Origin of the sequence: Novipirellula sp. (genome assembly GCF_041583735.1) — a bacterium.
Lineage (GTDB): Bacteria > Planctomycetota > Planctomycetia > Pirellulales > Pirellulaceae > Novipirellula.
Genome location: NZ_JBFHFD010000486.1, coordinates 1 through 6,514, shown reverse-complemented (window position 1 = coordinate 6,514; position 6,514 = coordinate 1). Strand labels below are relative to the sequence as shown.

The window sequence follows — 6,514 nt, the reverse complement described above, 5'->3', positions numbered from 1 at the left end:
GTTCGAGGGGTATCTTCGAGCATCACGATCGTTTGATCGGCCGCTCGCGGAGCATCGTTGACCGGTTGGACCTCGATTGTCACCGTCGCAAACAAAGTCGATGACAGAATCGAATCGATCGCACTTTGCTGCGTCGCCAATCGATAGGTGAAGGTATCGATTCCAACAAAGTCAGGCAGCGGTGTGTAAGTAAAGTCACCAGTCGCTGAATCGAGCACCAAAGTACCATTGGAAACATTTTGCCCCAACAACACGGTCACGGGCGTGATGACCAGAGGACTGATTACGTCGTTATCGAGTACCGATGGAATGACATCGGGTGCATCATTGGTATCGAGCGTGCCATCTTCGCTAATCGTATAGTGTGTCGATGGCGATGTTGGATCATCGACTGGCACAGGCAATGGGGCATTGAGAATCTGTACTTCATAATCTTCGACTTCCCCGCCGACGGCCAACCCGGTCGGCTGCAATCCGCCTTCGGGTGAAATTCGGAAGCGAGCCCAAGTCCGTTTGTCGGTCGTACCGGCCGGTGTCTTGACGTTGAAGATGGTCGGATTCGTCGCGTCAGTGACCAAAACATTGTCAATCACTTTTTCGAGCGTGGGATGGAACACGCCGTTTCCATCAAAGTCAATCCAAGCACTGACGTAGCCCGTGCCGGTAACGCTGACCGGAATCTGAGCGCCGGTTGGATCTTGAGGATTCAAGAAACCGAGGATATCGGCCTTGTTGGTCGTCGTGCCAGTGACCCCTGGCTTCAGGAACACGATGAAATCAGTGGTGCCGTCGTTATAGACACCGACGTTCACACCGTCTTCGTCATCCCGATTGAAGATCTCGATCGTATCAGCACTTCCCGCAACCGCTTGCACAACCAAGGAATCGCCAGCAGCGTTCATTTCCGCATTGATTTTGGCGATCAACTTCGCAGCGATCAAATCCGCAGTATCGGTTGCCGCAAACCGCACCGGAATATTTCCGACGCCTGGTGCGATGCCTGCAGGTACAAGCTCGAACTGTTTGGCAACGCGTCCGATATCGATCGAGACAACATCCCCAGCGGATGGCGGGTTGGCAAGCGAATCGATGCGGATGATCGTGCCGCCGGTTGCCGTGGCATGCGTTTGGATATCGAAGATCGCCGACGCACTTGGTGAGGTTGCGACCACAGTCGCCGGCGTATCATCCATCCCGCCGGTGAGCAGCGCCGAGTCATTTTCGGAGTCGACATAACTACCCAGTCGTGGCGATGCATTGTTGATGATCGCGTGACGAGCAGCGTTATTGGCCAGCAGCGTGCCATACACATTGGCGCTGCCGGCTAGTTTGGCATCGCCGAAGTCCAAAGGCACTTCGGGCAGAATGATGGTGAACTTCGTCGTCCCATCGGCTTGATTGTCTCGCAACGCATTGCCCGCGTTATCGGCGATCACATTGTTGTCGAACGTGATCTCGTAAACGCCTGCAGGTTCCCACAGTTTCGAAAACGGCGTCAGCCGCAACTCACCCGTCAACGCGTTGTAGCCCAGGGTAAAGTCAACACCTTCGGTCAACGTGATGTTGTTCCGACGAACGGTAATGGTCGATGGATTGACCGAGGCTGGATTAATTCCCGTCCCTTCAAACGGTGCGTTCGGCCCCGCACCGTCATTCAGCAAGAACACAAACGAATCCACAATGGGATTATTTAGATGCACCACGGTGAGGTTGGGGTCACGGTCCTCACGAAGCGTGTTGGCATAATCGATTGGGTCGAGGAGCACGACAAAGGGCTGTTCGAGGTCCGATCGATCGACCGCACCGCGATCGACAAACACATTGGATCCACCTCCCCCAGGATTATTGGACGAGTTGATACGCAACTGGCCAAAAACATCCAAATTAGGCGCATCGATGGTTGAGATGGCAATTCCGAGCTCGGTTTTGAACGTGACATAGTCAAACCGGTCTTCAAGCTGGTTCAGCGAACTGTCGAGCGCTAACGAGGTGCCAACGAGGTAGTAATTGTCATTGGCAGCATCCACGAACAACGGCGTTCCCGGAGCTTGAACGATGGCATCCGTTCCGGTTGGCCCGTTGGTTCCATTGTCTTGGAAATAGTTTGAACGAATCACCACAGGCTGAGCTGTGGTACTTCGAATCCCAGTACCAAAATCCGTAATGATGTTATTCATCAAAGTCGGACTTGAATTGCTGGTAATATCGAATCCGATCCCGCCGCTTCCATCGCCAACAAGCGTGTTATTGACAAATCGGCCGAACGGGACGGGACGAGTGGGATTGACGTTTGCTTCACCGGCGAACCGAATCGCGGAATCGCCCACGATGACATTATTCTGAACCACGATTCCCGGAACCAAACGGTTGGAATCGACGGTCGGGAAAAGTCGGTCCACTTGAGGGAAATGGATGGTCGAACCGGGGTGTGGCATTCCACCACTGACTTGTTCGGTTCCCGGTTGAACATTAATACCGAGCGTCCCTGAGTCACGGATCACGTTAGAGTCGACAATGAACATGCCCTGAGCTCGCTCGCGGTTTTTATCCCCTAGCAGACCGGTTCCGCCCTGCAAAACCTGAATATCGTCGATAAACGCCGCGTCGGTTGCCGAATTGACGGGGGTACCATCAGAGGATGCAAACACCCAACTGAAAACCGTATTCGCTGGATCCGTGAACGGGAAACTGACGACACGATAGCCGGTGTCACCGGTTGCAAACGAAGTGTCAGCGTTGCCACCGGACTCATCACCTCCGGTTGGCAATAACGCTTGGGGACGACCATTGATCAAAAATCGCAGACCGTTATCGCCACTGGGACTCGAAGTGCGGTACGCAAATTGAATCACACCGGCGCCGGCGCCGACGCCGCCCAACTCGAGCGGAGTCGCCTGGTAAACGCTTAGCGGCCGCACGCTCAGCGAACCTGACTTTAAACTCTGCGTGCCAGTAAAGGGCTGGTCCGTCGACGGTGCCCAAGGCGAAATTGCGATCGCCGGGATCGCCTGACCTTGGATTTCGATCGCGGTGGGCGTCCACATGAAGCTGCCGTCGGCAGGCTCAAACGCCGTGGTCGCGGTCGATACGACATCGAGCGTGTGGTTGTCATTGGTATCAAACGTGGTGCCGATGATAACAGGCGCGGCGGTCGCATCAGGCAAAAATGCGTATTCGCCGGCTCGCCGGATCTCTAATTGATATGGCCCCGATAAAATGTCGGGCAAAGCAGATGGGTTGTTATCGTTGGTTCGACCGCTATCGAGATTCGTGATACCACGATCGGTGTTGCCTGCGGGTCCGGTTACCATTTCGCCCCGTTCCGCGAAACCGACAATGATATCGTCGATGTAGAATCCTTCGTATTGGTTGTCCTGACTACGGATGGATCGTGTGCCGTTCTTGAATTCACCAAAGGTCGAATCGGTTCCGCCAAGCGACGAATCGTCCATGGCTCCGGCAGTACTAAAGTCAACACGAATCTGGATATTCGGTTCACCGGCGAAGGTTGACATGTCAACACGCGCCTGACGCCAATTCCCGGAATTATCAAATAGCTCTTGAACGATTTGATGATTCTCGGCACGTGGAAAATCAGCGTTCAATCCGGCATCGGACAAATGCGAAAGGAAGCCAGGCAACTCGGCAAAAGGCCCGCTCGTATTCGCCGCACTCAGTTCTGAGTTATTGGTTGCCACCAATTCCCAGGTAACTCCGCCGTCGCGGGATGCAAAGACGCGTGCACTATCACGGAACGGATCGGTGCCGTCATTGTTGTTACTTGAACCGTCGTCGTTCTCGGTTTCCAAGAAGTAATTGAAGTACAACGTGGGCCGATCCTTCGCGTCGGCCCCCGCAAGGGAGAATCCACTTGAAACCAAACTTCCCAGCCCACCGCCAGGGAAGTTGTATGAGTTGCGGATGTCGGTGTTGCTACTAAGGTCGGCGTGTTGGACCGTCGTGCGAATGCCTAATTGAGCGTTCGTTCCCGCACGATAATTGATGTAGCTATCGCTGTTGCTGGTGGGGTTTTGAACCCATTGTTCGAAACCGAAATGGAAACTTAATCCACCATTGGCTTCGTTGACGTCGCGGTCGTCCGCCGCATCGCCAGGGTTCGAAATCGTGTACGCTTCGTTTCCTGGGTTCCGGCTATTGTCGTTGGCGTTGTTCACGCCGTGACCGGCATCGTCAGCCCGTTTGGTTGTGGGGTGCCAAAGGTTGAAATCCAAGGGTGAAAACGCAATTCCGGTCGGAGTTCCTGCCATCGCAGTGACGCGACTGACAAAGTCATCCGGCAACCCATCGCCTCTAATACCATCGACGGTCACGTTGGCGGTTCCGCCACTCATTTGGAAGTTGTCCACCTCCATTAAAATCTGATCTGCGCCCCCCAAGGTGTTCGTGAACTGAACCACGACGCCGGCGCCTTGCAGATCGCCGCTGACACGAACGTCATTGTCCCCAATGGTGGACAATCCCACGATTGCGTCCCGAACACTCAGCACGCCGTCGACGTCGGTGACGTGCGATACCGACACGGGACCTCCGTCAATGACGGTATCCGTCGAGGCCTGGATCGAGTTACCATCAATGATTTCGGTGATAATTACGTTCGGATTGGTTCCGCCTGTAAACGCATTCACCCTGGTCATAGGAGCGATATTGATATCCTCAAGTGCCCCATTGAACTCGATCGTAAAGGTGGCTCCTGGCAAGGTCCCGCCACCGGTCACGGTCACATTCCCTACGCCGATACTACCGATACTTTCAAGTGCCGTCCGCACTGCCGCGGCATCGGCATTCCAGGCAATATTCGAGGCCGTGCCATAGCCTGGAACGTTGAGTGAGAACGTTCCTCCGGTCGGTCCGCCGCTGATCGACAATTGTTGACGTTCGTTATTAACGAGGTTGTCATTGAGGACGGTGATCTGTGGCAGAATGTTCTGGTTGCCAAGCGTGTTGGTGAACTCAACTTGAATCGGAGTTCCCGGAAGCGGTCCGCCCGTGACAACCACATTGCCGGGACCGATGTTGGCAAGCGATTCAAGCTGAGCTTGAATCACCCCACGAGGCGCATTGAAATCGAGACTGCCTGTGGTTTCACCATCGTATTCAAGTTGGAAGGTGCCCCCCACGATCAACGAATCCAGCGTGACCGATTGCACCTCGTTTTTCTTCAACCCCGAGGTGTCCGACGTCAGCTCCAACAAGTCCTTCTTGCCCAAGTTATTGCTGAACTCGATTGTTACCGTTCCACTCGCGTCGCCGGTCAGCGGCCCATCATAGATCGACACGGTGATATCACCGGATGCAATTGACGGCAGAGCACGAAGTGCATTGGCAACCTGCGTCGCGGTGGCGTTGTAAGCAATCGGCGCCGTCGTTTCAATGTACCGAACGACTTCGTCCGCATTGTGAGGTACCCGTTCGGTGCCGTTGATTGCGCGAATCACATTGAATTGATTGCCCGTCCGGCTTACCACTCGAAGATCTTCATTGCCGATCCGAATATTGAACGCGCCCGTGGTCGGGAACGGAGCATCCGTTTCCACCGTCAGCGTGTCGCTGACGACCGTAGCCACTTGCGGATCGTAGTGAACGTCGATCGCAGTTCCGTTGCGACCTCGCACCACCGTCAAGGTGTCGGGAGCAAAAGGAGCAGGATCAATGGCGACATTGGTGACCAACATTTCTTCACGGTCGACTCGAATCGTAAACGGAGTCGCCGGGAATACGGAACCGTCGAACACCTGCAAACTCGTCGCAAACTGGCTGGCAGGAATCGGTATAGTCAGCGCACTCGAACTTGGCGTCAACACTTCGACCAAACTGCCAATTTGGTGCGATGTTGCTGAAGTGCCGAGTTCAGCTCGCGACACAGTCAATTGGTCAACAACAAGGTCCACCGCAGTAACGAACATCACTTCGTCATCAATACGAATGCTAAACGGTGCAGGGGGGAATTCGGAAGCATCCACCACACTGAGCGTTGTCGAGAGATTATCAATGCCAACGAATCCCGTCCCAAAAACGGGAATCACACGAACGGGGCTACCAAGATCATGTGCGACCGCCACCGTACCGTTCTGAGCGCGCGTCACCGTTAGCCGATTCAGAGTTGCGTTCACATTGGTAACCAACAACTCTTCATTCTCGATTTGAATCTTAAAGGGAAGCGAGGTTGGGAAAATGTCTGCATCGATCACTTCGATCGTGGTGGCGGAAGCGGTGATGCTGGCTCCCGTCGTGCTGATTGCATCCGGCAACACACGCACCTGAGTCCCAATGTTGTGGTTAGCAATCGTGGTTCCGTTTTGAGCTCGGCTGACCGTCAACTCGTTCGTGACCAAATCAACCGCAGTCACCTCGAGTTCTTCTCCGCCAATGAGAATCGAGAAATTAGTATTCGGATAAATCGAGGCGTCGACGACTCGCAACGTCGTGCTTGCCGGATTGTTATCAAGACCGACCACGGGTGCCCCACCTACCGGAATCACCTGAACTTGACTAC

The 6,514-nt window shown here is 54.3% G+C and carries 1 protein-coding gene; it reads right to left on the bottom strand.

All coding sequences use genetic code 11. The features are described 5' to 3' along the window. On the bottom strand, nucleotides 1-6,514 hold a 6,514-nt coding region (locus tag ABX962_RS26410), incomplete at both ends, for a GEVED domain-containing protein (RefSeq protein ID WP_372723847.1).